Annotated in this window: 22 protein-coding genes and 2 tRNA genes; 11 read left to right on the top strand and 13 right to left on the bottom strand. The window is 68.1% G+C overall.

Going from position 1 to position 25699, the window contains the following annotated elements; all coding sequences use genetic code 11:
- Positions 1-7: 7 nt before the first annotated feature.
- From NJQ99_RS06135 to NJQ99_RS06145, 3 genes are read right to left on the bottom strand one after another with little or no spacing between them, the layout of a single operon-like run.
- Complete coding sequence (locus NJQ99_RS06135; protein ID WP_269331904.1) at positions 8-1195, bottom strand: SPOR domain-containing protein; 1188 nt, start codon at positions 1193-1195, stop codon at positions 8-10.
- Between the two features lie 49 nt (positions 1196-1244).
- Positions 1245-2999 carry an arginine--tRNA ligase gene (gene argS, locus NJQ99_RS06140; protein WP_269331905.1) on the bottom strand — a complete coding sequence of 585 codons (1755 nt, stop codon included), beginning with the start codon at positions 2997-2999 and terminating at the stop codon, positions 1245-1247.
- Positions 2996-4159 carry a deoxyguanosinetriphosphate triphosphohydrolase gene (locus NJQ99_RS06145; protein WP_407933348.1) on the bottom strand — a complete coding sequence of 388 codons (1164 nt, stop codon included), beginning with the start codon at positions 4157-4159 and terminating at the stop codon, positions 2996-2998. The genes argS and NJQ99_RS06145 overlap by 4 nt, the downstream gene beginning before the upstream one ends.
- Before the next feature lie 133 nt (positions 4160-4292).
- Between NJQ99_RS06145 and erpA the strand changes: the two genes are divergently transcribed.
- The 3 genes from erpA to NJQ99_RS06160 all read left to right on the top strand — a co-directional run bounded on the left by erpA (position 4293) and on the right by NJQ99_RS06160 (position 6798).
- A complete protein-coding gene (gene erpA / locus NJQ99_RS06150; RefSeq protein ID WP_269331907.1) occupies positions 4293-4634 on the top strand; it encodes an iron-sulfur cluster insertion protein ErpA in 342 nt (113 codons plus the stop codon).
- Positions 4635-4698: 64 nt separating this feature from the next.
- Positions 4699-5496 (top strand): exodeoxyribonuclease III, encoded by a 798-nt coding sequence (xth, locus tag NJQ99_RS06155; protein WP_269332091.1) that lies wholly within the window; start codon positions 4699-4701, stop codon positions 5494-5496.
- A 294-nt stretch (positions 5497-5790) separates the two neighbouring features.
- Entirely contained in the window at positions 5791-6798 is a 1008-nt protein-coding gene (locus tag NJQ99_RS06160) for a sensor histidine kinase (protein WP_269331908.1), read from the top strand.
- A 12-nt stretch (positions 6799-6810) separates the two neighbouring features.
- Here NJQ99_RS06160 and NJQ99_RS06165 read toward each other — a convergent pair whose 3' ends face one another.
- Genes NJQ99_RS06165 through ilvD form a run of 3 tightly spaced genes read right to left on the bottom strand, consistent with a single transcriptional unit; the run spans position 6811 to position 10498 of the window.
- Complete coding sequence (locus tag NJQ99_RS06165) at positions 6811-8274, bottom strand: RimK family protein (RefSeq protein WP_269331909.1); 1464 nt, start codon at positions 8272-8274, stop codon at positions 6811-6813.
- A 33-nt stretch (positions 8275-8307) separates the two neighbouring features.
- Positions 8308-8718, bottom strand: coding sequence for a GNAT family N-acetyltransferase (locus tag NJQ99_RS06170; RefSeq protein ID WP_269331910.1), 411 nt, complete (start codon positions 8716-8718; stop codon positions 8308-8310).
- Positions 8719-8773: 55 nt separating this feature from the next.
- Complete coding sequence (ilvD, locus tag NJQ99_RS06175) at positions 8774-10498, bottom strand: dihydroxy-acid dehydratase (protein ID WP_269331911.1); 1725 nt, start codon at positions 10496-10498, stop codon at positions 8774-8776.
- A gap of 393 nt (positions 10499-10891) precedes the next feature.
- On the opposite strand from ilvD, the gene NJQ99_RS06180 reads away from it, so the two are divergent.
- Positions 10892-11545, top strand: a complete 654-nt coding sequence (locus NJQ99_RS06180; RefSeq protein WP_269331912.1) for a PEP-CTERM sorting domain-containing protein — start codon at positions 10892-10894, stop codon at positions 11543-11545.
- A gap of 449 nt (positions 11546-11994) precedes the next feature.
- On the opposite strand, the gene NJQ99_RS06185 is transcribed toward NJQ99_RS06180, so the two are convergent.
- The gene (locus tag NJQ99_RS06185) at positions 11995-12900 is read right to left on the bottom strand and encodes a LysR family transcriptional regulator (RefSeq protein WP_269331913.1); all 906 of its coding nucleotides are present in this window, start codon (positions 12898-12900) and stop codon (positions 11995-11997) included.
- 131 nt (positions 12901-13031) lie between these two features.
- Between NJQ99_RS06185 and NJQ99_RS06190 the strand changes: the two genes are divergently transcribed.
- Positions 13032-13229 (top strand): hypothetical protein, encoded by a 198-nt coding sequence (locus NJQ99_RS06190; protein ID WP_269331914.1) that lies wholly within the window; start codon positions 13032-13034, stop codon positions 13227-13229.
- A gap of 87 nt (positions 13230-13316) precedes the next feature.
- Here NJQ99_RS06190 and NJQ99_RS06195 read toward each other — a convergent pair whose 3' ends face one another.
- The 4 genes from NJQ99_RS06195 to NJQ99_RS06210 all read right to left on the bottom strand — a co-directional run bounded on the left by NJQ99_RS06195 (position 13317) and on the right by NJQ99_RS06210 (position 19489).
- The gene (locus NJQ99_RS06195; protein ID WP_269331915.1) at positions 13317-16016 is read right to left on the bottom strand and encodes a valine--tRNA ligase; all 2700 of its coding nucleotides are present in this window, start codon (positions 16014-16016) and stop codon (positions 13317-13319) included.
- A 168-nt stretch (positions 16017-16184) separates the two neighbouring features.
- Entirely contained in the window at positions 16185-16919 is a 735-nt protein-coding gene (locus NJQ99_RS06200; RefSeq protein WP_269331916.1) for a DUF2497 domain-containing protein, read from the bottom strand.
- Positions 16920-17269: 350 nt separating this feature from the next.
- Positions 17270-18664 (bottom strand): TolC family outer membrane protein, encoded by a 1395-nt coding sequence (locus tag NJQ99_RS06205; RefSeq protein WP_269331917.1) that lies wholly within the window; start codon positions 18662-18664, stop codon positions 17270-17272.
- A gap of 171 nt (positions 18665-18835) precedes the next feature.
- Positions 18836-19489: a protein-L-isoaspartate O-methyltransferase family protein gene (locus tag NJQ99_RS06210; RefSeq protein ID WP_269331918.1), complete on the bottom strand. Its 654-nt coding sequence runs from the start codon at positions 19487-19489 to the stop codon at positions 18836-18838.
- 259 nt (positions 19490-19748) lie between these two features.
- Here NJQ99_RS06210 and NJQ99_RS06215 point away from each other — a divergent pair.
- Positions 19749-19822 (top strand) — tRNA-Cys (locus tag NJQ99_RS06215).
- A 14-nt stretch (positions 19823-19836) separates the two neighbouring features.
- Here NJQ99_RS06215 and NJQ99_RS16350 read toward each other — a convergent pair.
- Complete coding sequence (locus NJQ99_RS16350) at positions 19837-20124, bottom strand: hypothetical protein (protein ID WP_269331919.1); 288 nt, start codon at positions 20122-20124, stop codon at positions 19837-19839.
- 130 nt (positions 20125-20254) lie between these two features.
- On the opposite strand from NJQ99_RS16350, the gene NJQ99_RS06225 reads away from it, so the two are divergent.
- The 5 genes from NJQ99_RS06225 to NJQ99_RS06245 all read left to right on the top strand — a co-directional run bounded on the left by NJQ99_RS06225 (position 20255) and on the right by NJQ99_RS06245 (position 25158).
- Positions 20255-20330 (top strand) — tRNA-Asn (locus NJQ99_RS06225).
- A 318-nt stretch (positions 20331-20648) separates the two neighbouring features.
- The gene (locus NJQ99_RS06230) at positions 20649-21167 is read left to right on the top strand and encodes a sigma-70 family RNA polymerase sigma factor (RefSeq protein ID WP_269331920.1); all 519 of its coding nucleotides are present in this window, start codon (positions 20649-20651) and stop codon (positions 21165-21167) included.
- A gap of 1 nt (position 21168) precedes the next feature.
- Positions 21169-22221, top strand: coding sequence for an anti-sigma factor family protein (locus tag NJQ99_RS06235; protein WP_269331921.1), 1053 nt, complete (start codon positions 21169-21171; stop codon positions 22219-22221).
- A gap of 111 nt (positions 22222-22332) precedes the next feature.
- The gene (locus NJQ99_RS06240) at positions 22333-23787 is read left to right on the top strand and encodes a cryptochrome/photolyase family protein (RefSeq protein ID WP_269331922.1); all 1455 of its coding nucleotides are present in this window, start codon (positions 22333-22335) and stop codon (positions 23785-23787) included.
- A gap of 93 nt (positions 23788-23880) precedes the next feature.
- Positions 23881-25158 carry an SAM-dependent methyltransferase gene (locus NJQ99_RS06245; RefSeq protein ID WP_269331923.1) on the top strand — a complete coding sequence of 426 codons (1278 nt, stop codon included), beginning with the start codon at positions 23881-23883 and terminating at the stop codon, positions 25156-25158.
- On the opposite strand, the gene NJQ99_RS06250 is transcribed toward NJQ99_RS06245, so the two are convergent.
- Positions 25155-25583: a DUF4864 domain-containing protein gene (locus NJQ99_RS06250; protein ID WP_269331924.1), complete on the bottom strand. Its 429-nt coding sequence runs from the start codon at positions 25581-25583 to the stop codon at positions 25155-25157. The two genes, NJQ99_RS06245 and NJQ99_RS06250, sit on opposite strands and share 4 nt — an antisense overlap.
- Positions 25584-25699 lie beyond the last annotated feature (116 nt).

The raw sequence follows: 25699 nt of genomic DNA on the forward strand, positions 1-25699 counted from the left end.
ACGCGGGTCACTTCGTGGCAACGATGCAGGGCTGACCGCGCTCGTCGAGAAGCTTGCAGAGGCTGGCTGCCGATGCGCGGTTCTCGAGCGGGCCGATCTGCACCCGGTGGAAGACGCCGCGCTGGCCGAGGTCTGCCCGCTCGATCGCCGGGCGCAGGCCCGCGAGCAGGTCCTTGTGCTTCTGGGCCGCGGCCTGCCATGCCTCTTCCGCCTGCTCGCGCGTGCGGAAGGAGCCGATCTGGATGCGCACGCCCGTCAGGCTGGAGGCCGGCTGCGGCGCCTGCTGCGCGGGCTGGAGCGCGGCCACCTGGGTCTTCGGCTCGGGCTGTGTGCCTGTCGCGGCTTGCGCCGCGGGCTTCGCGGGGGGCGGAGCCTCGGCTGGGGCCGGCGTCTGCGCGACGGGCTGAGCCCCTTCGCCCAGCACGCGCGGCGGCCCTGAGGAGCCGGCATCCACAGTGGTCTGCGGCGTCGGCACCTGCTGCTCCACGACACGCGGTGTGCCCGGTGCGGAAGTCTCCGGCGCCGCCTTCGATACGGCAGCGGGCTCAGTTTCGGCGGGTTTGGCCGGCACCGGGGTCTCCCCGGTCACGCGGGCGGCCAGCTTGTCGGCGGCCGTGTCCGCTACCTTGTCGGCTGCATCGGCTGCCGCTTTCGGCGCCTCCGCGATACCGGCGCGCTCCGGCGCGGCCGCCTCCGGCACGTCCCGCTTCAAAAGATCTTCCATGGAGAGGCCGGCGGCCTTCGTCTCCTCGCCGGCCGGCGCAGGTGCGCCCGATCCGGCCTCCGCGCTGCCGGTGGCGCTGTCGCCGCCCGGCCGTGGCGTCGCCGCCGCGGTTTCGCTCCCGGCGCCGCCGTCGATCACGCGCGGGCCCGTTCCCCCGGCCTCAGCCGGGAGCGCGGGCTCCTCGACCGGCGGCATGAGCTGTTCCACCACGGGTCGCATCTCGCCGGAGATGCGGTCGTAGACGCCAATGTTCTGATGCGGGAACGTTTCGCCTCCCGGGTTCTCGGGTGCGACCTTCAGCGGACCTGCGTCGGCGCGGATGATGGGAAGCTCCCCCACCCCGCCCTCGCGCGCGCCGAGATTGTAGCTGAGCGCGATGACCGCCCCGAACAGGAAGAGCGACAGGAACGCGCCGCCAGCCCAGACCAGCGCGCGCCTCGGCCGCCCGCCATCGTCGATCGCAACCGCCATGCGTCCTCTCACCCTTTCCGGCGCGGACGAAAGCTGCCCGCGCGGTCCTTCAGCGCATGTCCTCCACCGGCGTCACGCCCATCAGGCCCAATCCCGCCGAAAGAACAACCGCCACCGCCCGAATCAGTGCGAGCCGGGCAAGCGTCAGTGGCAGCTTATCAGACAGGATGAAGCGCAACGAGGGTTCCTCCTTGCCCCGGTTCCAGTGTGCGTGGAACGAGGCCGCGAGATCTTCCAGGTAGAAGGCGACGCGGTGCGGCTCGTGCGCGCGGGCCGCCTGCTCGACCATGCGCGGAAACTCGCCGAGCTTGCGGGCAAGGCCAAGCTCGCCTTCGTCGGCCAGCAGTTTGAGGTCGGCTTCCGCCAGCGCCGCGTCGGCCAGGTCCTGGCCCGGAAGCTCGGCGGCCGCGTTGCGCAGGACCGAGCAGACACGCGCATGCGCGTACTGAACGTAGAAGACCGGGTTGTCCTTGGATTGCTCCAGCACCTTGGCGAAGTCGAAGTCGAGCTGGGCGTCGTTCTTGCGCGTCAGCATCATGAAGCGCACGACGTCCGGGCCCACCTCGTCCACCACGTCGCGCAGCGTCACGAAGGAGCCCGCGCGCTTCGACATGCGCACCGGCTCGCCCGCGCGGAAAAGACGCACGATCTGGCAGAGCTTCACGTCGAGGTCGCCCTGCCCTTGCGTCAGCGCACGCACCGCCGCCTGCATCCGCGTCACATAGCCGCCGTGGTCCGCCCCCCACACGTCGATGAGGGAGCGCGCGCCCCTGTCCACCTTGTCCTTGTGATAGGCGATGTCGGAGGCGAAATAGGTGTAGCTGCCGTCCGACTTCTTCAGCGGGCGGTCCACGTCGTCACCGAAATCGGTCGCGCGGAATAGTAGCTGCGGGCGCGGCTCCCAGTCGTCCGGCGTCTTGCCCTTCGGCGGCTCCAGCACGCCCTCGTAGATCAGCCCCCGGGATTCGAGATCGGCGAGCGCGCGGTCGACCGCGCCGCTCTCCACCAGCCCGCGCTCGGACGTGAATACATCGTGCCGGATCGCCAGCACGTCGAGGTCGTCGCGGATCATCGCCATCATCATGTCGACGGCGGTCTGGCGCGCGATGGGCAACCACGCCTCCTCGTCCATGTCGAGGAGCGCGCGCCCGTGCGCGTCCGCCAGCGCCACGCCGACGGGCTTCAGGTAATCGCCGGGATAGAGGCCTTCCGGGATCTCGCCGATGTCCTCGCCCAGCGCCTCGCGGTAGCGCAGGAAGGCAGACCGGCCCAGCACGTCGACCTGCGCGCCGGCGTCGTTGATGTAGTATTCCTTCACCACCTCGAAGCCCGCGAACTGCAGCAGGCGGGCCAGCGCGTCGCCGAACACCGCGCCACGGCAGTGGCCGACGTGCAGCGGCCCCGTCGGGTTGGCGGAGACATACTCCACGTTCACAAGCTCCCCCGCGCCGGTCTGCGAGCGGCCATAGTCCGTCCCGCGCGACAGGATCGTGGCCACTTCCCGCTGCCAGCGGGCCGGGGAGAGACGCAGGTTGATGAACCCCGGCCCCGCGATATCGACCGCGACGACGCCCTCGGCCTCGCGCAGACCCCCGGCAATCTTCTCCGCCAGGTCGCGCGGCTTCATGCCCGCCTTCTTCGCCAGCACCATCGCTGCATTGGTCGCGAGGTCGCCGTGCGACGGATCGCGCGGCGGCTCCACCGTGACAGGGCCGCGGTCGATGCCGTCCGGCAGCACGCCTTCCGAGACAAGCCGGTCCAGAACGGCCTCAAGCTCGGCCGAGATGTCGCTGAAAACGCTCATAGATCCCCTGACGTCAGATCGAACAGCCGGCGATGTTCCTCGATCGCGAAACGGTCGGTCATTCCGGCGATGAAATCGGCGACGAGCGCCGCGCGGGCCGCCTCGTCCGCCTCTTCCGCGCTCCGCCGCCAGCCGTCGGGCAGGATGCCCGGCTCCGCCATGTAGAGCGCGAAGAGGTCGGTCACGATCCGCCGTGCCTTGCTCATCATGCGGTTGACCTTGTAGTGGCGATACATGTGGCCATGCAAGAACGCCTTGAGCGCCTTGTCATGGCCTGCCATCGCCGCCGAGAAGCCCGCGAGCGCGCGGCCCGCGCCCCGCACATCCTCCACCGAGCGCGGGCGCGCCTCGGCCACCCGGGCGCGCGTCTCCGCCACCACGTCGTCGACCATGTCGCCTATCAGGCGGCGCACCGCTTCGTGAATGAGGCGCGAGGGGTCGATACCGGGATAGCGTTCCTCCACCTCGCGGAACATCTCCCCGAAGAAGGGCACGGCCGCCAGGTCCTCCACGGTGAACAGCCCGGCCCGCAGCCCGTCGTCGATGTCGTGGTTGTCATAGGCGATGTCGTCGGCGATCGCGGCGACCTGTGCCTCCAGCGACGGCCAGGTGGCGATCTCCAGGTCGTGGCGCGCGACATAGTCCGCGATGGCGCGCGGCACGGGCCGGTCCATGGGGCCGTTGTGCTTCACGAGGCCCTCGAGCGTTTCCCACGTCAGGTTCAGCCCGTCGAAGTCGGCGTATTTCTGCTCCAGCCTCGTGACGATCCGCAGCGTCTGCGCATTGTGGTCGAAGCCGCCCCAGGGCTTCATGCAGGCGTCCAGCGCATCCTCGCCCGCGTGGCCGAAGGGCGTGTGGCCGAAGTCGTGGGCGAGCGCCAGTGCCTCCGCCAGGTCCTCGTCGAGGCCCAGCGTCCGCGCGATGGCGCGCGCGATCTGCGCGACCTCCAGGCTGTGCGTCAGGCGGGTGCGGAAATGGTCACCCTCGTGATAGACGAACACCTGCGTCTTGTGCTTCAGCCTGCGGAAGGCGGTCGAATGGATGATGCGGTCGCGGTCGCGCTGGAAGGCGCTCCGGTTGGTCGCTTCCGGCTCGGCGATCAGGCGTCCCCGGGACCGTCCCGGATCGCAGGCAAAGGCCGCGCGCTCGCCCATGGGCATGGCTCTCCTCAACCGCTGTGCGCGCGTCTCGCACCGCGCGCGCCGCACCGTCCGCCTTATAGACGCACGCCCCACACTTTGAAATGCCCGCCCGCGCGATTAGATTAGGCACGACAGAGCAGGAGCGAGTTTCATGAGCGACGTTCTCGACGCCCCGATTCGCGTGAGCGACAGTGCCGCGGCCCGGATCGCCGAAATCCTGAAGGAGGAGCCCGCGGGCACGATGCTGCGGCTCGCCGTGAACGGCGGCGGCTGTTCCGGCTTCCAGTATGCTTTCACGCTCGACACCGAGACGACCGGCGACGACATCGTGATCGAGAAGCACGGCGCGACAGTCGTGGTCGATTCCATGTCGACGCCCTTCCTCGCGGGGTCCGTCCTGGACTTCGTGGACGACCTTGTCGGCGCGGCCTTCAAGGTGGTGAACCCGAACGCGACCGCGTCTTGCGGCTGCGGCACCAGCTTTTCCGTCTGACGCCCGCCCCACCCGCTCCGCCGCCTGAACGGAGGCCCGTGCCGCCTTGTCCGCACCGTCCGCGCTGACCGTCGCCACCTGGAACGTCAATTCGATCAAGGCGCGGCTGGAGAATGTGCTCGCCTGGTTCGACGAGGCGAAACCGGACGTTGCCTGCCTCCAGGAGCTGAAGTGCGTCGACGAGGCGTTTCCGCGCGAGGCGTTCGAGGAGCGGGGCTACACGGTAGAGACGCACGGCCAGAAGACCTACAACGGCGTCGCCCTGCTCTCGCGCTTCCCGCTCGAAGACGTGGTGAGGGGCCTGCCGGGGTTCCAGGACGAGCAGGCGCGCTATATCGAGGCACTGGTGGCGCCCAAGGGCATGGCGCCTGTTCGCGTCGCCGGCGCCTACATGCCGAACGGCAATCCCGTTGGGACGGAGAAGTTCACCTACAAGCTCGCGTGGCTTTCCGCGTTCGAGGCGCATGTGAAGAACCTCCTCGCGCAGGAGGAGGCATGCGTCTTCGCGGGCGACTACAACATCATCCCCGAGCCGCGCGACTGCCACGACCCGAAGGCGTGGGAGGGCGATGCGCTTTTCCAGCCCGAATCGCGCGCTGCCTACCGCCGCCTCCTGAACCTCGGCCTGACCGACGCCGTGCGTGCCTGCGACCTGTCGGACGGGCTCTATACATTCTGGGACTACCAGGGCGGCGCCTGGCAGAAGAACCGCGGCATCCGCATCGACCACCTCCTGCTCAGCCCGCAGGCCGCCGACCGGCTCGACAGCGTTGCAATCCACAAGACCGCCCGGGGGCGTGAAAAGCCTTCAGATCATGTGCCCGTGACTGCAATGTTTCATTATGAAACCTGCATACACTAGTATTTACGGCGAGCGATCGGAGAATAAACGCACCCCTATGCAATCCACTTCGGGATTGAGCTAAATTTTACACGACACATTATCCTTTCAGTAAGCGGTACGCCCTATCCTTTCTACTCAGCGGAACATTATCCAGGCGAATCGGCCGTAGTTGAGTAGATGGTCAGGTCAGAGCACACATCCACCGCACGCACGCTCGTGCGCCCAATCCTCGCCGCTGCAGGGCTCCTTGCGCTGTCCGCTGCGGCAGGCGGGTGGCTGGCAGGTGCACCAGGCGCAGGGTTTGCGGCCGTAGTGGCCGGGGCGGCGATGGCCGCGGCGGCTGGGGTGCGCTACCGCTTCTCCCGCACGCTCGAGGCCATCGCAGCGGCAGCGCGCGAGGTCGCAGAGGGCAACGACCGTGTCCAGGTGAACCTCGGCCCCGGCGTCACCTGCCCGGCGGCCATGGACCTTCAGGATGCCTTCAACGGGATGGTTGCGCATGTGGCGCAGAACCGGCGGCTGCTGACCTCGCTTGCGGAGGACGCACGTGCCGCCAACAAGGCCAAGAGCGCATTTCTCGCCAACATGAGCCACGAGTTGCGCACCCCGCTCAACGCGATTATCGGCTTTTCGGAAGTGATGAAGACGGAAATCTTCGGCCCCATGGGGTCGGAGCGGTACCGGGCCTACGCCGGCGACGTCCACGAAAGCGGGCGGCACCTGCTCAACATCGTGAACGACCTTCTCGACCTCTCCAAGATCGAGGCGGGCGAGTTCGCGGTGGAGAAGGACCCCTTCTCTCCCTTCGACGCGGTGGAAACCGTGGTCTCGATCATCGAACCCATCGCGGCCGAACGGAAGCTCTCCTTCGTGCATGCCTGCGAGGTGGGCCGCAACATCAAGCTGATGGCGAGTGCCATCCGCATGCGTCAGGTTCTGCTCAACCTGCTGTCGAACGCGACCAAATACACCCCGCCCGGCGGCCGTGTGAGCCTGGAGTGCCTGCTGGAGAACGACGAGACCCTGGTCTTCCGCATCACCGACACGGGCATCGGCATGAACGCGGAGGAGCTGAAGACCGCGCTCAAGCCCTTCGGCCAGGTGGAAAACAGCTACAACCGCTCGCGCGTCGGCACCGGCCTCGGCCTGCCGCTCACCAAGCAACTCATCGAGGTGCAGGGCGGAACCATGCGCATAGACAGCGCACCGGGCAAGGGCACGACGGTCAGCGTGACCTTCCAGCGCGACTGCCTGCTCGGCCTGACGGCGCGGCTCGGCGCGGACGAGGCGAGCCGCCCGTCCGGGCGCGCGGCAGCCTGAGCCCGCAGCACCTCACCGCCGTTCGAGGCGGACGAGGAACCAGTCCAGCAGCCGGTTCCACACCGCGTCCTTCGCCACCGCGTCCTCGACGCCATGGACGAGGTTCGGGTTGTCGTTGATCTCGATGACGAAGACGCCCTTCTCGTTCTGCTTCAGGTCCACGCCGTAGAGCCCCCGCCCCATCAGGCGCGCAGCCTTGGTCGCGATCTCCACGACCTCTGCGGGGGCGTCTTCCACTGCGAACGTCCGGAAACCACCTTCGTGCGCCTTGCCGTCCGGATCGTGGCGGACGATCTGCCAATGCTTCTTGGCCATCAGGTACTGGCAGACGAACAGCGGCTCGCCGTCGAGCACGCCCACCCGCCAGTCGAACTCGGTCGGCATGAACTCCTGCACGAGGATCAGGTCGCTGTCCTCCAGCATCTGGGCGAGCAGCGCCTGCAATTCCTCCCGCGTCGACGCCTTCTTCACCCCTCGGCTGAACGAGCCATCGGGGATCTTGACCACGACGGGATAGGCAAGCTCGGCCTCGATGCGCGCGATGTCCTTGGCGTCGTCGACGATCAAGGTGCGCGGCGTGGGGATCTTGCGCGCGCGCAGCACCTCCGCGAGGTAGACCTTGTTCGCGCAGCGCGTGATCGAGACCGGATCGTCGATGACCGGCATCCCCTCCTGCACGGCGCGGCGCGCGAAGCGATAGGTGTGGTTGTCGATCGAGGTCGTCTCGCGGATGAACAGCGCGTCGTACTCGGCAAGCCGCGTCAGGTCGCGCTTCGTGATCGGCTCGACCTCCACCCCGCGCTTCTCCGCCAACCGTGCGAAATGCTTGAGCGTCCGGGTATCCGAGGGCGGCAGCGCCTCCTGCGGGTCATGCAGCACGGCGAGCGACCATTTCGCCGGCGTCCGCGCCTTGGGCGAGCGCCACTGTCCGCGCGTGTGCGCTGTGAGCCGCTCGCGCAGGAAGGCCGCCTCCTCCGGTGTCAGGGCTGTCAGGGGCATCAGGCGGATGCGCTTGATCGTGACCCATTTCCCGACGCTTGCCGTCACCTCGACCACGGGCGCCCGGTACCAGTCGAAGAGGAGCCGGGCGAAGTCGCCATAGCCCGGCCGGTCCGCCGCCCCGAAACAGACGAGCAGGCGCAGCGTGCCCGCCGGTTTCTCCGGCAGTTTCTCCACGCAGCGGTTGAGCGCCGCCTCGATCTCGGGCACGGCAGTGCGGTAGAGGCTCGCCCTCGACAGGTCGAGGATGGTCTCGACCGACGGCAGCACGCGATGTCCCCGCGCCTCCGCCAGCAACGAGCAATAGTATCCGGCCCCCTGGTACGCGAAGCTGCGCGCCAGGTTGATGATCTTGGGGCGCTGTTCGGCAAACAGTTGCGGACGCGACAGGTAATCCCGCGCCGTGATGACCTTGTGAGGCGTATCGGCGTTCGGGAAGTCCTTAAGCCGGTCGACGACGATGACCCAGGTACTCATGCGCGGGAGCGATCTCCATGTGCGTCCGGCGCCTCAGCCGAGACGCTTCTCGAAACGTAGTGCATCCATGCCGTCCTCGTAATAGGCGGCCCGCAGGCCGAGCGGCCGGAACCCCCGCCGCCGGTACCAGTCGGCGGCGACGGCGTTGTCGGCACGCACCTCCAGCCGCATCCGCACACACCCGCGGCCCACCGCGTCTGCCTCGGCCGCCGCAAGAAGCGCGTCGCCGTGCCCGAGGCCCCGCACCGCGGCGGCGGTAGCGATGGAGTAGAGCCGGGCGACACCGGTCCCCTGTCGGTAGAAGACGATGGCCGCCGCGCCGAGCCCGCCGGGCCCCGCCCCGGGTGTGACGAGAACGCGCACGCTGGGACTGGCGATGGCGCGCGCGAGCGCCCTGCGGCTCATAAGGTCGCCGGGGAAGCTCGCCTGCTCCAGCGCGCACAAGTCATCGAGGTCCGCGCGGGTTGCCGCGCGGACCGCGATTGTCCGTCCGCTGGCCTCAGATGTCGGCGTAGCAGGAACTCTCACCCTTCGCGCCCGGCTGGGTCACCGCGCCGTTGCGCGCGCTGCCCACCGTCTGCGCATACTTCCAGATCACGCCGGACGTGATCTCCGGCGTGCGCGGGGCCCAGTCCTTCGCCCGCGCCGCCAGTTCCTCGTCCGACAGTTCGACGTCGAGGCGCCCGTTCTCCGCGTCAATGACGATGATGTCGCCGTCGCGCAGCAGGCCGATCGGTCCGCCGACCGCGGCTTCGGGGCCGACGTGGCCGATGCAGAAGCCGCGCGTCGCGCCCGAGAAGCGCCCGTCCGTGATCAGCGCCACCTTGTCGCCCATGCCCTGGCCGTAGAGCGCCGCCGTGGTCGCCAGCATCTCGCGCATGCCGGGGCCGCCCTTGGGGCCCTCGTAGCGGATGACGAGCACCTCGCCCTCCTTGTACTCCTTGCGCTCCACCGCGGCGAAGGCGTCCTCCTCACAGTCGAAGCAACGGGCGGGGCCGCGGAACTTCAGGTTGGACATGCCCGCGACCTTCACGATGGCGCCGTCGGGGGCGAGGTTGCCCTTCAGACCCGTCACGCCGCCCGTGGGGGACAGCGGATCCTTCGGCGGATAGAAGACCTTGCGGTCGGCCACCGCCTTCACATCCTTCAGGTTCTCCTCGACCGTCTTGCCGGTGACGGTCATGCAGTCGCCGTGGATGTGGCCCGCCTCCATCAGGAGCTTGAGCAGGATCGGCATGCCGCCAGCTTCGTACATGTCCTTGGCGACATATTTGCCGCCGGGCTTGAGGTCGGTCATGTAGGGCGTGCGCTTGAAGACCTCCGCCACGTCGAACAGGTCGAAGTCGATGCCGCACTCGTTCGCGATGGCGGGCAGGTGCAGCGCCGCATTGGTCGAGCCGCCGGTGGCCGCGACGACGACGGCCGCGTTCTCCAGCGCCTTGCGCGTCACGATCTCGCGCGGGCGCAGATTGTCGGCGATGAGGCGCATGACCGCGCGGCCAGACGCCTCGGCATACTGGTCCCGGTCCTCGTAGGGAGCGGGCGCCGCGGACGAGAGCGGCAGGGCGAGGCCCAGCGCCTCCGACACGCAGGCCATGGTGTTCGCCGTGAACTGGCCGCCGCATGCGCCTGCCGACGGGCACGCCACGCATTCCAGCGCGTGCAGGTCTTCGTCGGACATGTTGCCGGCCGAATGCTGGCCCACCGCCTCAAACACGTCCTGGACGGTCACGTCGCGGTCCTGGAAGCGGCCCGGCAGGATCGAGCCGCCGTAGAGGAACACGCTCGGCACGTTGAGGCGCACCATCGCCATCATCATGCCCGGCAGCGACTTGTCGCAGCCAGCGAGGCCGACGAGCGCATCGTAGCAATGCCCGCGCATGGTGAGTTCGACCGAATCCGCGATCACCTCGCGGCTGACCAGCGAGGACTTCATGCCCTGGTGGCCCATGGCGATGCCGTCGGTGACGGTGATCGTGCAGAACTCCCGCGGCGTTCCCTGCGCCGCCCAGACGCCGCGCTTGGCCGCCTGCGCCTGGCGCATGAGCGCGATGTTGCAGGGCGCGGCCTCGTTCCAGCAGGACGCGACGCCGACGAGAGGCTGGTGGATCTGCTCCTCCGTCAGGCCCATCGCGTAATAATATGACCGGTGCGGCGCGCGCTCCGGCCCCTCGGTCACATGGCGGCTGGGCAGTTTCGACTTGTCGAAGGGCTTGGCGTCCATCCTGGGCATTTCCTCACTGGCAGGCGGGTTCGTTTCGGCGCGGGAGTTTAGGCGGGAAGCCCCCCTCGCGACAACAGGCGAGCGTGCGCGCCCGCGCCGGAAGAGGAATGCACAAAGGGACGGTGCGTGCCGCGTGATTCGCGCTTAGGGAGATTTTCTTATACTGGTATTCGACCTAAACGCGAATGTATTTACAACCCACGGCTCGCCTCGTGTAAAAACATTGAGACAGGATTCCCCCAAAACATTCCTGTTTTTGCCAGCAACAGAGCGATCCATTCATTTAGATTACTGACTCTCTTGGGACTTTTTTTTGGCACGCTTCCTGCTTCGATGTCGGACACCAACCTAGCCGTACGTATGAGTTCGGCGCATGGGAGAAGGAAGCAGATTATGAAGAAGCTGATTACCTCGACCGCCTTTGCCGCCGCTATGGTGGTTGGCGTCGCAGGCACGGCGTCTGCGGGCATTATTGTCCACGACACCGAGGCCGAGTTCACGATCACGAACAACCAGGCTGGGGGCGTTGCCGCCAACCGCTCGATCCTCGGCAACATGTTCGACAACGACACGACGACCATGTTCTCGCTGGGCCTCGGAGGGAACATCGCGCTTGAGATCGTCCCCTCCACCAACGCCATCACGGACGGCACGGTGGTCGAATTGACGAACCTCGGCTCGAACCACGCTGAATCGGCAATTCTGTCGCTGTTCGACGTGGGCACCGCGACGTGGATCGACATCGCCGAACTGTTCAACAACGCGGCCCCCGGCGGAACCCAGGCGGTCGACGCCGGCTCCGGCGTTGCGACGGTGGTCGGTGTCGTTGCCGGCGCCACGTCTAACTTCACGCTGACGGTGCTGAGCGGCACCTTCAATGCGATGCGGCTGACCGACACGTCGTCCAACATCGTGGGTACCGGGTCCACGGACGGTTTCGACATCGCCGAGCTTTCGGTGACCTCTGTGCCCGAGCCGGGCATGCTCGGCCTGATGGGCGTCGGCCTGCTGGGCCTGGGCTTTGCGGCGGCGCGCCGCCGGGCCTGATCCGCTCGTTACCGGCTTCGACAGCCGGAAAGCATGGCAGAATGGAACGCCTCTCCGCCCCCCGCGGAGGGGCGTTTCTGCTGAACAAGCACACGTCCCGCAAAAAAACGTAAAGAAAGGTTAACACCAGAAAACGACGATTTCTGTTAACCTTTACAAACCCCTCAATTCAAACACCGCAAATAACTGAATTTACGTCATTTCTGTCTTGGCACGCATCCTGCTATTAACTAATTAACCACGACGCACCTCTCGAGCCGGGTCCTCCAGCCGGGCAGGGAGGGGGCGGGTCCGGCACGAGTATAGCCGGGCATCCGGCCAGCGGCGCGGTTCGCGGGCGCAGGTCCCGATCCCGTGCGGATCTGCGGCGCTTCAGTTTGCGTTTACATGTCTTCCAACCAGTGGAACGCCTCCCGGCCCGGGCCGGGGGGCGTTTCACGTTTGCGGCATCACCCGCGCTCCCAGGGCGGGCGGGGTGTGAACTTCTCAACGATGAAATCCACGAAGGCGCGGGTTCGGGCCGAAAGGTGGCGCGCGGAAGGATAGACCGCATAGATCGCCACACCGGGGTTGACCCGGTAGTCGGGCAGAAGGCGCACGAGGGCACCCGAGCGCAGGTCGCGGTCGACGTCCCAGCTCGACTTCATGGCGATGCCGAGGCCCGACAGCGCCGCGTCCCGTACCACGTCGCCATTGTTGGTCGTGAACCGGCCTGCGACCTTCACGATCTCCTGCCCCTGCGGCCCCTCGAAGCGCCAGTGATCCTGGCCATGCAGGACGATGCAGTCGAAGTCGGCCAGGTCACGCGGGGTTTCCGGAACGCCGTGCTTCTCGACATACTCGGGCGCGGCGACGATCTCGCGCTTGTTGTCGGCGAGCTTGCGGGCGACGAGGGTCGAATCCTTCAACTCCGCGATCCTGAGGGCAACGTCTATCCCCTCCCCCACGATGTCGGAGAGCGAATCCGTCAACATCGCGTCGAGCTGCACGCGGGGATGGCGTTTAAGGAACTCCGGCAGGAGCGGCGAGATGTGCAGCCGCCCGAAGCCCGCCGGCATCGTCACCTTCAGAAGCCCGTGCGGATCGGCCGAGGATTGCGTGGCGGCCGCTTCGGCCTCCTGCACGTCGGTGACGATCCTGACCGCACGCTCGTAGAAGGCATGCCCCTCGTCCGTCGGGCTCACCCTCCGCGTCGTACGGTTGAGGAGGCGCACGCCCAGCGTCTCCTCCAGCCGCGCGAGGCGCTTCGACACGCTGGCCGGGCTGAACCCCAGCTCGCGTCCTGCATCCGACAGACTGCCGCGTTCCACAACTCGCGTAAAAAGAACAAGGTCGGAGATATGCTCAACCGGCATGGCTGACTCTCTTTCCCGATCCGAAAGTCAGCTATGCGTATCAGCGCCATTTTCTCACGACAAGCGAAAGCCTATGTTGCGCCGCAGTCACGGGGAGGTTGTTTGTTTTGCAACCGCGAAAGGAATTGGCCATGAGCCCGATCAAGACCGAAGAGACCGGCACCCCTCTGCTCGAGGACCTGACGCCCGCGCGCATCGACGCGCTGGTGCGCGAAGGCCGCGCCCTGCAGGGAGAGGCCGTGCGCAAGTCGCTGAGCAATCTGTGGACGGGGCTGAAGTTCACCGGCCGCAAGGACTATGTGACCGGCGCGACGACGAAGGCTGCGTAAGGGTCGCGCCGGACGTATCCGGCGCCACGAAAAAGGGCCGCGGGGGCAATCCTCCGCGGCCCTTTTCGTTTCTCGCCGGCAGACGCCCTAGCCCGCTGCCGCAAGCTGCGCGATCGCGTCGGCGAGCTTGGCCTTGCGCGCTTCCGCTTCCGCCTTGCGCTCCCGGTTCTCCTCGACGACCTCTTCGGGCGCGTTGGCCAGGAATTTCTCGTTGGAGAGCTTGGCGTCGAGGCCCCTGATCTCGCCGTCCAGCTTCTTCAGGTCCTTCTCCAGCCGCGCGCGTTCCGCCTTCAGGTCCACGACGTCGCCGATGGGCAGCAGCACGGTCGCCTCGTCATGGACGAAGCGCACCGCGCCCGGCGTATCCTCCTCCGACACCTCGGCGCTTTCGAGGCGCGCAAGCCGCAGGATCAGGTCGCGGTGACGGTCGAGGCGGGCTGCAGCCTCCGCGCCGGCCCCCTTGAGCGTCAGCGGGATCTTCGCGCCTGCGGGCACGTTCATCTCGGCGCGGACCGAGCGCACGCCCTCGATCAGGCGGATCACCCAGCCGATCTCCGCATCCGCGTCCTTGTCGCCGAGGCCCTTGTCCTCGGGCCAGGCGGCGTGGACAAGCCAGCCCTCGGCCTGCGTGCCGCCGGTGAGGCCCCAGATCTCCTCCGTCACGAAGGGCATGATCGGGTGCGCCATGCGGCAGATGCGGTCGATCACCCAGGCCGCCGTCGCGCGCGTTTCCGCCTGCGCGGCCTCGTCCGCGCCGGAGAAGACGGGCTTGGCGAACTCCAGGAACCAGTCGCAGAACACGTTCCAGACGAAGCGGTAGATCGCGCCCGCCGCCTCGTTGAAGCGGTAGGCGTCGAGCGCCTGCGTGACCGCGTCGGCCGTGCGCGCCGTCTCGCCGACGATCCAGCGGTTGAGCGTGCCCTCCACCTTCGCCGGGTCGAAGCCAGGATCGCGCGCGCAGCCGTTCATCTCGGCGAAGCGCACCGCGTTCCACAGCTTGGTCGTGAAGTTGCGGTAGCCCTCCACGCGCCCCGTCGACAGCTTGATGTCGCGGCCCTGCGCCGCCATCGCCGTCAGCGTGAAGCGCAGCGCGTCCGCGCCGTACTGGTCGATCAGCGTCAGGGGATCGATCACGTTCCCCTTCGACTTCGACATCTTCTGGCCCTTCTCGTCGCGGACCAGCGCGTGGATATAGACCGTGTGGAAAGGCACTTCGGGGACGTTCTTGTCATCCTTCATGAAGTGCATGCCGAACATCATCATCCGGGCGACCCAGAAGAAGATGATGTCGAAGCCGGTGATCAGCACGTCCGTCTTGTAGTAGCGGGCAAGCTCCGGCGTCTCCTCCGGCCAGCCCAGCGTCGAGAACGGCCAGAGCGCGGACGAGAACCAGGTGTCGAGCACGTCGGGATCGCGCTTCAGCTCGACCGGCTTGCCGAAATGCACCTCGGCGGCGGCGCGCGCCTCGGCCTCCGTCTCCTCGACGAAGATGTGCCCGTCCGACGCATACCATGCCGGGATCTGGTGGCCCCACCAGAGCTGGCGCGAGATGCACCAGGGCTGGATGTTGCGCATCCACTCGAAATAGGTCTTCTCCCAGGTCTTCGGGACGAAGGCCGTCTCGCCCGTCTCGACCGCCGCGATGGCGGGTTTCGCGAGCGTGGCCGCATCGACATACCACTGGTCGGTCAGCCACGGCTCGATGACGACGTTGGAGCGGTCGCCATAGGGCAGCATCAGCGTGTGGTCGTCGACCTTCTCCAGCAGGCCCGCTTCCTCGAACCAGGCGACGATCTTCTTGCGCGCCTCGAACCGGTCCAGACCCTGCAACTCACTCGGGATTCCAGCCAATTGTGCATCGCGTCCGGCGATGATCTTCGCGTACTGGTCGAACACGTTGATCTGCGGCAGGTCGTGGCGCTTGCCGACCTCGAAGTCGTTGAAGTCGTGCGCCGGCGTGATCTTCACCGCGCCCGAGCCCGTCTCCGGGTCCGCGTGCTCGTCGGCGACGACCGGGATGCGGCGGTTGACGATGGGCAGGAGCAGGTGCTTGCCGATCAGGTCCTTGTAGCGTTCGTCCTCGGGGTGCACCGCGACCGCCGTGTCGCCCAGCATCGTCTCGGGCCGGGTCGTCGCCACGGTCAGGTAGCGGCCCTCCTGCCCCTCGACGGGATAGCGGAAGTGCCACAGGTGGCCCTTCGTCTCGACCTGCTGCACCTCGAGGTCGGAGATCGCCGTCAACAGCTTCGGGTCCCAGTTCACAAGGCGCTTGTCCTTGTAGATCAGGCCCTCCTTGTAAAGCTGCACGAAGACCTTCAGAACCGCCGCCGAAAGCCCCTCGTCCATGGTGAAGCGTTCCCGGCTCCAATCGCAGGACGCGCCCAGCCGCTTCAGCTGGTTGATGATCGCGCCGCCCGACTGCGCCTTCCACTGCCAGATCCGCTCGACGAAGGCGTCGCGGCCCATGTCCCAGCGCGTGGGCTCGCCCCGCTCGGCAAGCTGGCGCTCCACCACCATCTGCGTGGCAATGCCCGCGTGGTCGGTGCCCGGCTGCCACAGCACGTCGAGGCCCTGCATCCGCTTGAAGCGGATCAGGATGTCCTGCAGCGTGTTGTTGAGCGCGTGGCCCATGTGCAGGTTTCCGGTCACGTTTGGCGGCGGGATCACGATGCAGAACGTCTCCGCGCCGGGCTTCGCGCCCGCGCCGGCCTTGAAGGCCCCGCCCTGTTCCCAGGCCTCGTAGATGCGCCGCTCGACCGCGGCCGGATCGTAATGCTTGTCGAGCATGGGTCGCCCGCTCTCTTCTTCAGGAATGGGTGCGAAATCGCGTGTCGGGGACGGGTTTTAGCGCCGGGACGCGCGCGAGGCTACCCGCGAAACCGTGAAAATCCGACTGACCGTCCCGATGGCCGATCGGCACGCAGCCCCCGCGCGCAGCAGTGGCGGCAAGAAGGATCAGGGACGGCGGCGCAATTCCTCGCGCACGATCCGCTCGACGATCCCCTCCAGGTTCTCGTCCATCCATTGCCGCAGCATGGGCTTGAGCAGCCGGAGCATGGCGCGCTCCAGCGCGTCGCCTGCCAGCGCCTCCTCGTCGGTCTCGGGCCGCGGCGCCCGCTCGCGGTAGAGCGGTTGCTCGCGCCGCGGGGCCGCCACGTCTTCCAGGTCGGGTTCCGCGCTTGCCAGCGTGACCTTGGCCCGCGCAGCCGTCGTCGCATCGGCGACCGCAGCGGGAAGACCTTCCGCCACACGCCCGCCGCGGGTATCGGCAACGGTACCGTCGGGCATCACGATCTGAGTCAGCTCCAGCACGTCGGCGCCGGCATCGCGGAACACGACCTCGTCGGGTTGGGACTGGGGTTCCGGGCGCGGCTGGACCGCCTTGGCTGGCGACTTCTCCCCGTCACCGGATGCGCCGGACGGCACCGGCCGTGTCAGATCGAGGGGCGCCGCTTCGGGCACCACTGCTTCTGCTTCTGCTTCTGCTTCTGCTTCTGCTTCCGCCGCCGCTTCCGGCTGCGCCGGGGGAGCCTTGGCCGCAGGCACGGCAGACTTCGCCGCGGAGTCCTGCTGCGCCACGATCCGCGTGAGGCCGGACGCCACCATCGCGCCGATCTCATCGAGCGCCTTCTCGGTCGCAGCCTGCGTCTGGCGGCCAACGGGCGAGAGCGCTTGCGAGGGCCGCGGCATGGGCGCCGGCCTCGCCGGGTGCGCAGCGGACTGCGCGGGCGCAGGAGAGGCAGCCTTCTGGGCGCCAGGCTTATCTGCGGCAGGCACTTCAGGAGAGGGGCTGGGCGTTACCGCCTTGGGTGCTTCCGCCCCGGGTGCTTCCGCCTTGGGGGTGGTGTCACCAGTTCGGGCAGCCTGCGGCTTGCCTGCCTTTGCGCTGCCATCCTCGTCAGCGATGATTCGACGGATGGACGAGAGAATCTCCTCCATCGTCGGTTCGCCTGTGTCCGTTGGACGCCCCATGCCGCTCATCACTACGCCGCCCGCTTCACACGCGGCGGCACCCCCGACTCAGATGCGATCGTTAAAGTTTACTGCATCGCCTCGTCGTACCCGAACCATTTGTTCCGGACGCGGTCGTAGTAGGTGGTGGGATCGTATGCCGCGACGGGCAGCGACAGCGTGTCGACATTGAGCAGGCCGACAGCCGACAGCACCTGGAAGGCCGCGACATACTCGTCGCGCACCGCTGTCACGAGGGACACGCGGGAGTTCAGAAGCTCCTGCTCCGCGTCGAGCACATCGAGCGTTGTGCGCGCGCCGACCAGCAATTCCTGGCGCACGCCCTCGAGCGCGATTTCGTTCGCGCGCACCTGCTGCTGCGCCGACTCGATCGTGGCCCGCGCGGCCAGCAGGTTGGACCAGGCAGAGGCCACCTGCTCCTCGACATTGCGGGTGGCGCTCACGATCTCGATCCGCCGCTGCGACTTCAGCGCCTGCGCCTGCCGGACCTGGCTGAACACGCGGCCCGACTGGTAGAGCGGCACGTTGAGCCGCGCCGCGATCTGCGCCTGCGTGGATTCGGTCGCGCCCGCCACCGTGTCCCGTCCGTATCCGACCGATCCCGTGACCGAGACGGAGGGGTTGAGGTCGCTCTTGGCCCGGCGGACGTCGGCACTCGCCGCCTCGTCGGCGAAACGTGCCGCCTGCAGCGTCGGGTTCCGGTCGAACGCGGTGTTCAGCGCCTCGTCCTCGGACGTCGGGAGCATCGGCAGCGAGGGCGGCTGCTCCAGCGTGCCCGGCATCCGGCCGACGATGCGCGCATAGGCCGCGCGGCTGGAGGTCAGCTGCGCCTCCGACTGGAGCAGGACCGACTGCGAACCGGCGAGACGGGCCTGCGACTGCGCAACGTCGGTCCGCGTGGCCTCGCCCACCTCGAACCGGTCGCGCGAGGCGTCGAGCTGGGCGCGCAGCACGTCGACGTTGTTGCGGTTCAGCTCCACGACCTTCAGGTCGCGCAAGACGTTCATGTATGCCGTAACGGCGGACAGCAGCACATCCTGCTCGACCGCCGCGAGCGAGGCACGTCCCTGCCGGACCCGCGCTTCCGCCGCATCGACGCTGTTCTGCACGCGCCCGCCCGTATAGACGGGCTGCGTCACCGAGACCTCGGCGGAAAGAGGGCTGGTGGTGCCCTCCGGCCCGCTGGCGATGTCACGGTGCGACTTGCCGTAGGAGGCGTTCGCCTGCACGTTCGGGCGCCAGCCGGAGAGCGCCTGGGGCACCCCCTCGTCCGTCGCCCGCTGTCCGGCACGCTGAGCCTCCAGCTGCGGATTGTTGAGATAGGCGGCCATGAGCGCATCCTGCAGCGTCTCGGCCGACGCCGGTGCACCGGAAAGCGCGCCGAGGGCGACGCAGGCTGCGAGAACCCGCCTGCCGAGCCTTGCCGTTCTTGCCGCAGCCCTGGTGTCCGCAGACTTGCTCATGATCATCCCCGCCGAAAGCGCATCCCGCCCGATTCGTGACGGCGGGCAGCCAGTGCCGCGCGCCGCCCTGATTTGGCAACAGTGTATCCTAGCCGCAAACGCTTGACAAAACGAACACTTGTCAAGGAACACCCGTCGCGGATGCATACGGCTGCACGGTCGGCCGCTGCGTCAGAAGCTGAAGCTCTCTGCACGAGCGAAGGCGGCAAGCCGCGGCGCACTGGTATCGAACAGGTCACGGCGCGCGGCATCCCCGCCCGTTTTCAGCCAAAGCGCCCCTCGCGGCGCCGCCTGGCCGGTGTGCACGGCCACGAGGCGCCCGCCGTCCTTGAGCTGCGCAATCAACGTCTCCGGCACGTCGTCCACCCCGCCCTCGATGACGATGACGTCGTAAGGGCCCTGGTCCGGCCGCCCGGCCGCGAGGTCGCCTTCGAGGGCGACCGCATTCTCGATCCCCAGTTCCGAAAGATTGGCCGACGCCTGTTCCACGAGGCTCGTGTCGCTCTCCACGCCCGCAACGCCCGCCGCCAGATGCGACAGGACCGCGGTGGAATAACCGCTCGCGCAGCCCACATCGAGCACCACGTCGCCCGCCCGGATCTCCGCGGCGTCGACCAGCTTGGCAAACACCATCGGGTCGAGCAGGAAGCGCCCGCCGGGAAGCGGCAGGTGTTCGCCCGCATAGGCGACGCCGCGCAGCGTGCGCGGCACGAACAGCTCCCGCGGGACCGCAAGCATCGCTGCCACGACGTCCGGGTCGGTCACCCCGCAGGGACGGACCTGGCTGTCCACCATCGCCTTCCGGGCGGCTGCGAAATCGATCATGGCTGATTACCCCCGAGGTGAAACGCCCGCACCCGGAGCGGGATCGCTCCCGGATGCCGTTCGACCTGCCTTATAAAGGGCGGGGAAAGCGGAAACAATGGCGCAGCGCGCTCGGTAAGGCCAATCGCTGCGGTGCAGACGGACCCCGCCTTGCCCTCCCTGGGAAAGGTCTTGCGAACGGCTGCGAAAAGACGCTAGACGAAGGGCGCACGATCGCGGACGGCCAAGCTGGCCGAACGCGGCAGATGCGACTTCAGGTGGCGCCGTGGCGGAGTGGTTACGCAGCGGACTGCAAATCCGTATACCCCGGTTCGATTCCGGGCGGCGCCTCCACCTCTCACCGCTCCTCAGTCCTTTTTCCGCCCCCTGTGGTGCGCCGCGCGGCGTGCGCGTGCTTCCCTTCGCCGGCGATCGAGCCTGCGGCCGATTTTCACCTCCAGCCTGCGCCTCCAGCGCCGGATGAGGCGGGAGTCGACCGACAGGACCAGGAGACCCAACGGGATCATCCAGAAGCCGAGAACCGGCAGGAACCCCAAGGTGCCCCCCAGGACCAGCGCAACGCCGAGCACCATCCGCGCAAGCGGCGATCCGGGAACGCGAAGGGATTTTCCGGCGATGCGAACGGTACGGGACATGACGCACCGATACATGGCCGATCGCGGGCCCGGTTCCAAGAGCGCAAACGCTCCCTCGCACGGAAGGAAAGAGGTGTGCAAAGGGGCTTGGCAAGCCCCACCCCCTTTGCTATGACGCCGCCCACACTGATCCCCGGTAGCTCAGTTGGTAGAGCAAGCGGCTGTTAACCGCTGGGTCGCTGGTTCGAGTCCGGCCCGGGGAGCCAATTCGGAAGAGAGGCTGGACCGCCGCGGTCCGGCCTCTTTTTCATTCAGCCGGGATCTCTCCGCAAAATCCCTTGCCGCGTGCCGGGAATAAGTCCGCGCGTCCGCCCGTCCATCCCATGAAAGATCGGCCACCTGCCCTGGCCGATGGACGGACCGGCCGGCGTGACTACCTGCCCCCCTCACCGCGCCGGCCGGTCCCGTCCAATTCTCGAACCGCGTGTCCGGGGCTGGCGGACGGGCAGACGGCGTGGCATCGAGGAGGCGCGGCTCGGCGCGACCATCGGGGCAAACGGCCGCAGAGCATGTTAAAGGGCAGGATGGCAGACAGTATCGAGATGGACCTGTTGCGGCATGTGTCGGCATTGCGCCGCTATGCGCGGGCGCTGACGGGAAGCGAGCACGATGCCGACGACCTGGTGCAGGAGTGCCTCGCCCGTGCGCTGGCCCGCATCGGGCTGTTCCGCGGTGTGACCAACATCCGCGCCTATCTCTTCTCGATGCTGCACAATGCACACGTCGATCGCATGAAGGCCGCGCGCAGGCGCGGGGGCATGGTGGCGATCGACGGCTGCGCGGGAGAGCTTGCACAGGCGCCCGAACAGCCGGGCGCGAGCGAGTTGCGCGACGTGGCACGCGCCATGCAGGACCTTCCGCAGGAACAGCGCGAGGTGCTGCTGCTCGTGGGACTGGAAGGTATGAGCTACAAGGAAACCTCGCAGATCCTGGACGTGCCGATCGGCACCGTGATGTCGCGCCTGTCGCGCGGGCGCGAGGCGCTGCGCCAGCGTCTCGCCGCGCCTGCCGCGCCCCGCGCCGCCTTGCGAAGGGTGAAATGAGATGACGTACCGCCCCCTCTCCAGCCCGCTCACCGACGAGGACCTCCATCTCTATGTCGACGGCCAGCTCGCGCCCGAGCGGCAGGCCGAGGTCGAGGCCGTGCTCGCCACCATGCCCGAACTGCGCCGCCGCGTGGACGGCTACCGCGAGCAGAACATCGCCCTGCACCAGCTTTACGACGCGCCCCTGCCCGCCATGCCGGCGGAGATGCGCGCCCAGGTCGACCGGCTGCGCCACGCCGTCGACCGCCGCCGCCGGGTTCGTCATGGCTTCGGGTTGGCCGCAGGCATCGCGCTGTGCGTCGTTGCAGGCGCGGCCGCGCACCGCGCCATCGAGTCGGTGGAGACGCGCGCAGACCAGATCGCGGCCTTCACCAGCCGGGCGGCGACCGCGCACTCGCTCTACGCCGACGACCGGGCCGCGGTCGCCCGCATGAAGGTCGGCGAGGACAAGGGCGCCGCACTTGCCGCCGCGCTCTCCAACCTGACCGGTGCGACCCCCATGCAGGCGCCTGACCTGGAGGCGCTGGGCTTCCGCCTGATCGGCGGCCAGCTTGTCCCCGCGCAGGGCAAGGCCGCACTCCATTACCTCTATGAGGACGGCGCGGGCGCGCGCGTTTCCCTCTACGCGGGACGCACGTCGCAGGACGGCGCAGTGGATTTCACCTTCGCCAGCCGGGACGGCATGTCGGCCTTCTTCTGGCGGCAAGGAACGACGGCCTTCACGCTGATCGGTCCGCTGTCGCAGGACGAACTGCTCGCCATGGCGCGCGCGGTGGGGCCGCAACTCGCCCCCCGGCCGCCCGCGAACCAGCCGAAGGTCGACGACGTCGCCGCGGGTCAAGCGGCTACCGCCCAGCCCGCTCTCGCGCCTGCGCCCGCCCCTGCCCCTGCAGCATCGCCGGCAGAGCACCAGACCCGCGCACCGGCCACCGCGGCAGACAATGCCGCGGAGGCGCCGGTTGCGGCAGAGCCCGCTGCAAAAGGCGAGATCACACCGTCGCCGAAGGGCGTTCCCGTCGACGCGGGCGGCACCAAGCAGACCAACACCTGACCCGCGCCGGGCAGCGTCCCACCCATTCTCCCGCCGCGCCCCCTGTCAGGCGCCGCGCACGGGCTATATCCCCGCACCGTTAGCGTTTTCGGTTCCGGCCAGGAGGCAGGCATGGGTGCGACGATCGTATGGTTCCGGCAGGATCTGCGGCTTGAGGACAATCCGGCACTCACCGCCGCGGCGCAGCGCGGCGCGCCCGTCATCCCCCTCTTCATCCGGGACGAGACCATCCCCGCCGACGAGGCAATGGGCGCGGCCTCGCACTGGTGGCTGCATGGATCCCTTGCAGCCCTCGCCGCCGGCCTCGAGACACGCTACGGCCAGCGCCTGATCCTGCGCCGGGGCGCGCCGGGAGAAATTCTCGAGGCGCTGGCGGCGGAGACGACGGCCGATACGGTCCTGTGGAACCGCTGTTACGAGCCGCACGCCGTCACCCGCGACCGGGAGATCAAGGCGGAACTGAAGGAGTGCGGCCTCGCGGTCGAAAGCCACAACGCCGCCCTCATCGCCGAGCCGTGGGAGGTGCGTACCGGCGCGGGCGAGCCCTACAAGGTCTTCACCCCGTTCTGGAAGGCCGTGCGCGCGCAGATCGTGCCGCCGCAGCCGCTTCCCGCCCCCGATGCTCTGCCCTGCCCCGCGACATGGCCCGGGAGCGACGCACTCGACGACTGGGCCCTGCTGCCGAGCCGCCCCGACTGGGCGGGCGGCCTGCGGGAGGTGTGGACGCCGGGGGAGAACGCCGCGCGCTCCCGCCTCCACGCCTTTCTGCGCCATCGTCTCGACGGCTACGCGGACGCGCGCGACCTGCCGGGCACGCACGGCACCTCGCGCCTGTCGCCGCATCTCCACTGGGGCGAGATCGGGCCGCGCCAGGTCTGGCACGCGACGCACGCCCACACGGCTGCGCACGGGCAGGCGAAAACCGAGAAGGCCGCGGCAAAGTTCCTCGCCGAGGTCGGCTGGCGGGAGTTCTCCTATCACCTGCTCTTCAACTTCCCGCAGATCGTGCGGGACAATTTCCGGCCGGAGTTCGACGGCTATCCGTGGGCGAGCGACCCGGCGGCACTCGCCCGCTGGCAGCGCGGCCAGACCGGCTACCCCATCGTGGACGCGGGCATGCGGGAGCTTTGGGCGACCGGCTGGATGCACAACCGCGTGCGCATGATCGTGGGGTCCTTCCTCATCAAGGATCTGCTGATCCACTGGAAGGAGGGCGAGCGCTGGTTCGCCGACACGCTCGTCGACGCCGACCTCGCCAGCAATTGCGCAAGCTGGCAGTGGGTCGCGGGATCGGGCGCCGACGCTGCACCCTATTTCCGCATCTTCAACCCGGTCTCGCAGGCCGCGAAGTTCGACGCGGACGGCACCTACATCCGCAAATGGGTGCCGGAGATCGCGCGGCTGCCCGACGACTTCATCGCGCAGCCGTGGGCGGCGCCCGCACTGGTGCTGAAGGCGGCGGACATCGAACTGGGCAACACCTACCCCCGCCCCATTGTCGACCATGCGCAGGCCCGCGACCGCGCAATGGCCGGCTACCGCGAGATGCGGGGCGAGGCGGGCTGAAGGCCGGCCACCGCCCCCCCGGATGCATCCGATGGTGACAGAGTGCACGTATTGATTTCAGAATAAGACCGGTCCAGCAGGGGAAGGATGGACATGACCGCAGCGACGAACCCGGAAACAGGGCGCATGGCGGTGACGGACGCCGGAGGGCACGGGACGGTGCACCTCACCCGCGCCGCACTGCCGCGTATCGCGGGCCTCGACATGTGGGCGCGGATCGCGCTCGGCCACCTCTCGAACATCGCGGCGGGCCGGTACCGCATCGTGCTGCCCGACGGGCGCACCATCGTGGCGGAGGGGAGCGAACCGGGGCCGGAGGGCACGATCCTGATCCGCGACCCGCGCCTTTGGCGACGTGTCGTACTGGGCGGCGACATCGGCCTCGCCGAGGCCTACATCGACGGCTGGTGGGACAGCCCCGACCTCGCCGCGGTGATCGAAGTTGGCGCGCGCAACATGGCGGCCTTCGGGATGAAGTTTGCAGGAAGCCCGCTGCACAAGGCGATGCGGCGCGTGGGCCACCTGCTGCGCCCCAACTCCCGCTCGGGCTCGCGCAAGAACATCATGGCCCACTACGACCTCGGCAACAGCTTCTACCAGGCGTGGCTCGACGAGACGATGACCTACTCCTCCGCGCTGTTCCGCGCGGGCGACGAGCCCCTGCCGCAGGCCCAGCGCAACAAGTACGCCGCGATCGCGCAGGCGATGAACCTCACCCCCGGCCAGAAGGTGCTGGAGATCGGCGCCGGCTGGGGCGGCTTTGCGGAGTTCGCGGCGGGCGAGGTCGGCGCACACGTGACCGGCATCACGATCAGCCCCAGCCAGTACGATTTCGCGAAGAAGCGCATCTTCGAAAAGGGCCTGGCCGAGAAGGTCGACATCCGGCTGCAGGACTACCGCGAGGTCGAGGGCCGCTTCGACCGCATCGCCTCCATCGAGATGTTCGAGGCGGTGGGCGAGCGCTACTGGCCGCAATTCTTCGGCAAGGTGCGCGACTGCCTCGCGCCCGGCGGGCACGCGGCGCTCCAGATCATCACCATCCGGGAGGAGTTCTACGACAGCTACCGCTCGGGTGCGGATTTCATCCAGCGCTACATCTTCCCCGGGGGCATGCTGCCCTCGCCCACCGCGCTCAAGCAGGAGGTGGCGAAGGCGGGGCTTGCCTGGCGCGGCGCGGTCGAGTTCGGGCAGGACTATGCCCGCACGCTCGGCCTCTGGCACCGGCAGTTCCTCGAGGCATGGCCGTCGCTGACGTCGCAGGGGTTCGACGACCGCTTCCGCAGGCTGTGGCAGTATTATCTCTGCTATTGCGAGGGCGGGTTCCGCGCCGGGAACATCGACGTCGCGCAAATCTCGCTCGCGAAGGCCTAGGTCACGAGGTCCTTCGCGTCCCGCAGCACCACACCGTTGATCCGCCAGGTGCCGTCGGATTGCTGCTGCATGAAGTAGCGCGCGATGACGGGCTTGCCGTCCGCACCGACGATGTAGACGTCCTGCTCCGGTCCGCGGCGTCCGTAGCGGATTTCGAGAAATTCGGTCGCGGTGGCCCGGTAGACCGGTGCATAACCCGTCCGCACCATGTCCATGAAGGTTCCGGGATCGCGGAACTGGTTCCGGATCGCGGGGCTCGCATAGGAGAAGGCGCGCACCGCATCGCCCGCGCGGAAGGCGTCGATCTGCTCCGAAATCACGCCGCGAATGGCGCCGACATCCGCGTCGGACACCTGCGCGCGCGCAGGCGCGATGGCGATGAGCATGACGAAAACGCAACCGAGGATGGTTCGGACGATCCGCATTGGCTTCCCTCCCGGTCCGGGCGGCGGCCGCGCCGCTCACCCCTGCATACGAAACATCTTGATCGGCGGATGCCTTTGCCCCAAGTGCGATAGCTCTGTGATCCGGCTTGCGGAGG

Origin of the sequence: Futiania mangrovi, from assembly GCF_024158125.1 — a bacterium.
Classification (GTDB): domain Bacteria; phylum Pseudomonadota; class Alphaproteobacteria; order Futianiales; family Futianiaceae; genus Futiania; species Futiania mangrovi.

What these genes read in the sequence shown, in the direction of transcription:
- NJQ99_RS06145 (WP_407933348.1), bottom strand. Translation starts at nt 4,159, where the DNA reads ATGCCCATGGGCGAGCGCGCGGCCTTTGCCTGCGATCCGGGACGGTCC.
- erpA (WP_269331907.1), top strand. Translation starts at nt 4,293, where the DNA reads ATGAGCGACGTTCTCGACGCCCCGATTCGCGTGAGCGACAGTGCCGCG.
- NJQ99_RS06240 (WP_269331922.1), top strand. Translation starts at nt 22,333, where the DNA reads ATGGGTGCGACGATCGTATGGTTCCGGCAGGATCTGCGGCTTGAGGAC.
- NJQ99_RS06185 (WP_269331913.1), bottom strand. Translation starts at nt 12,900, where the DNA reads ATGCCGGTTGAGCATATCTCCGACCTTGTTCTTTTTACGCGAGTTGTG.
- NJQ99_RS06205 (WP_269331917.1), bottom strand. Translation starts at nt 18,664, where the DNA reads ATGAGCAAGTCTGCGGACACCAGGGCTGCGGCAAGAACGGCAAGGCTC.
- NJQ99_RS06180 (WP_269331912.1), top strand. Translation starts at nt 10,892, where the DNA reads ATGAAGAAGCTGATTACCTCGACCGCCTTTGCCGCCGCTATGGTGGTT.
- NJQ99_RS06245 (WP_269331923.1), top strand. Translation starts at nt 23,881, where the DNA reads ATGACCGCAGCGACGAACCCGGAAACAGGGCGCATGGCGGTGACGGAC.
- NJQ99_RS06165 (WP_269331909.1), bottom strand. Translation starts at nt 8,274, where the DNA reads ATGAGTACCTGGGTCATCGTCGTCGACCGGCTTAAGGACTTCCCGAAC.
- NJQ99_RS16350 (WP_269331919.1), bottom strand. Translation starts at nt 20,124, where the DNA reads ATGTCCCGTACCGTTCGCATCGCCGGAAAATCCCTTCGCGTTCCCGGA.
- argS (WP_269331905.1), bottom strand. Translation starts at nt 2,999, where the DNA reads ATGAGCGTTTTCAGCGACATCTCGGCCGAGCTTGAGGCCGTTCTGGAC.
- NJQ99_RS06210 (WP_269331918.1), bottom strand. Translation starts at nt 19,489, where the DNA reads ATGATCGATTTCGCAGCCGCCCGGAAGGCGATGGTGGACAGCCAGGTC.
- NJQ99_RS06195 (WP_269331915.1), bottom strand. Translation starts at nt 16,016, where the DNA reads ATGCTCGACAAGCATTACGATCCGGCCGCGGTCGAGCGGCGCATCTAC.
- NJQ99_RS06230 (WP_269331920.1), top strand. Translation starts at nt 20,649, where the DNA reads ATGGCAGACAGTATCGAGATGGACCTGTTGCGGCATGTGTCGGCATTG.
- NJQ99_RS06135 (WP_269331904.1), bottom strand. Translation starts at nt 1,195, where the DNA reads ATGGCGGTTGCGATCGACGATGGCGGGCGGCCGAGGCGCGCGCTGGTC.
- NJQ99_RS06190 (WP_269331914.1), top strand. Translation starts at nt 13,032, where the DNA reads ATGAGCCCGATCAAGACCGAAGAGACCGGCACCCCTCTGCTCGAGGAC.
- NJQ99_RS06200 (WP_269331916.1), bottom strand. Translation starts at nt 16,919, where the DNA reads ATGCCGCGGCCCTCGCAAGCGCTCTCGCCCGTTGGCCGCCAGACGCAG.
- NJQ99_RS06235 (WP_269331921.1), top strand. Translation starts at nt 21,169, where the DNA reads ATGACGTACCGCCCCCTCTCCAGCCCGCTCACCGACGAGGACCTCCAT.
- NJQ99_RS06250 (WP_269331924.1), bottom strand. Translation starts at nt 25,583, where the DNA reads ATGCGGATCGTCCGAACCATCCTCGGTTGCGTTTTCGTCATGCTCATC.
- ilvD (WP_269331911.1), bottom strand. Translation starts at nt 10,498, where the DNA reads ATGGACGCCAAGCCCTTCGACAAGTCGAAACTGCCCAGCCGCCATGTG.